Below are 1,645 nucleotides of genomic sequence, written 5' to 3'. Positions count from 1 at the left end.
CGGCTCCTCGACGGGCGCACGGCGGGCGGCGGCACGCTCGTCGACGGGGTCGAGGTCGGCGACGCGGGAGCGGGGCGCGGGCTCGTCGAGGTACCGGTCGGCGGCGTAGCCGTAGTCGTCCCGGCGGTCGCGGGCGACCGGACCGAGGTCGTCCGTGTCGTGCATTCCGCGACCGACGCGCGCGTCGTGGTGGACGGGGCGGTCGTAGTCGTCCAGGTACTCGTCCTCGTACGCCGCGACGGGCGCCATTCCGAAGTACTCCTTGAACCGGGCGATTGCGCTCATCTTCCGGGACCTTCCTGGTAACGGGGTCGTCGCGGGCGTGTGTTCTTCGCGGGCGTGTGTTCTTCGCGGGCGGGTGTCCCCGCGAGGCTGGATCTCAAACTACTGGTCGGGGGCCGAGGATCGCCGTTCCGACACGCACGCAGGTGGAACCTGCCGCGATCGCCTCCTCGATGTCCCCGGACATGCCCGCGGAGAACTCGACGGCGTCGGGGTGCCGGCGCCGCAGGTCGGCGGCGACGTCGGCGGCGTCGGCGAAGTGGGCGGCGGGCTCGCCGGAGAGCGGGGGCACCACCATGAGCCCGGCCAGACGGAGGTGCCCGAGTCCGGCGACGTGGTCGGCCAGAGCGGGCAGGTCCTCGCGGGTGACCCCGCCGCGGGAGGTGTCGCCGTCGAGGCTCAGCTGGAGCAGGACGGGCAGGGGCGTGACGCCGTCGCGCTCGTCGGCGGCGCGGGCGCGGCCACGCTCGAGCCCGTTCGCGACCTTCACGGAGTCCACCGAGTGGACCCTGTCGGCCCACCCGGCCACGGCGGCGGCCTTGTTGGACTGGATGTGCCCGACCATGTTCCACCGCACGGACGCCGCCAACTCGGCGTCGGCGGCGGCGAGGTCGCCGACCTTGGCCGCCGCCTCCTGGACCCGGTTCTCGCCGACGTCACGCACCCCGAGGCGGGCGAGGTGGACGACGTCGGTGACGGGATGGAATTTGGTGACGACGACGAGGTCGACCTCGTCGGTCCGGCCCGCCGCCGCCCGGGCCGCGTCCACGCGTTCGCGGGTCTCTGCCAGCCGCGCGGCGAGTTCTGTGGCCCTGGTGTCGGTCATGTCCGCCCTTTCGTCTCCCGGTCCGGCGGGTCGGCCGGCCCGGCCTGCTACACCTGCCGCCAGATCACGCTGGCCTGGCGCCCGGTCCGCCCCTGTCGACGATAGGAGAACAGAGACTCCTCGGCGATCGTGCAGCGGGGGTCGGAGTCGACGCGCGTCACGCCGAGCCCGGCGAGCTGGCGGGTGATGCCCTTGCGCAGGTCCACGCCCGCGGTTCCGGCGACGGTCCGGGTGCGACTGCCGGGCAGGGCCGCCTCGACCTCGTCGGCGAGGTCGTCGGGCAGCTCGTAGTGCTCCCCTGCCGCCGCCGGTCCGAGGAGCACGGTGATCCGTTCCGGACGCGCCCCGAGCGAGGTCATCGCGCCGATGAGGTGGGGGACGATCCCGCCGACCGCGCCGACGCGTCCCGCGTGCACGGCCCCGATCACGCCGGCCTGCTCGTCCGCGGCGAGCACCGGGACGCAGTCGGCGGTGAGCACCGCCAGCGCGAGGCCGGGCCGGTCGGTCACGAGTCCGTCCGTGGCGGGGACGGGCCCG

General features: G+C 74.6%; 2 protein-coding genes and 1 pseudogene. All 3 read right to left on the bottom strand.

The window, feature by feature from the left end:
- Positions 1-285: pseudogene (locus tag HMPREF3086_RS03815) on the bottom strand (cell division protein SepF); the annotation flags it as partial.
- A 94-nt stretch (positions 286-379) separates the two neighbouring features.
- Positions 380-1,108 (bottom strand): YggS family pyridoxal phosphate-dependent enzyme, encoded by a 729-nt coding sequence (locus HMPREF3086_RS03810; RefSeq protein ID WP_061228932.1) that lies wholly within the window; start codon positions 1,106-1,108, stop codon positions 380-382.
- Positions 1,109-1,155: 47 nt separating this feature from the next.
- Positions 1,156-1,645: peptidoglycan editing factor PgeF (gene pgeF / locus HMPREF3086_RS03805; protein WP_070720234.1), on the bottom strand; the 490-nt coding region annotated here is incomplete at its 5' end.

The organism is Dietzia sp. HMSC21D01 (assembly GCF_001815995.1).
GTDB lineage: Bacteria > Actinomycetota > Actinomycetes > Mycobacteriales > Mycobacteriaceae > Dietzia > Dietzia cinnamea.
The sequence above is the reverse complement of the archived record's forward strand: the minus strand, read 5'-3'. Positions and strand labels throughout refer to the sequence as shown.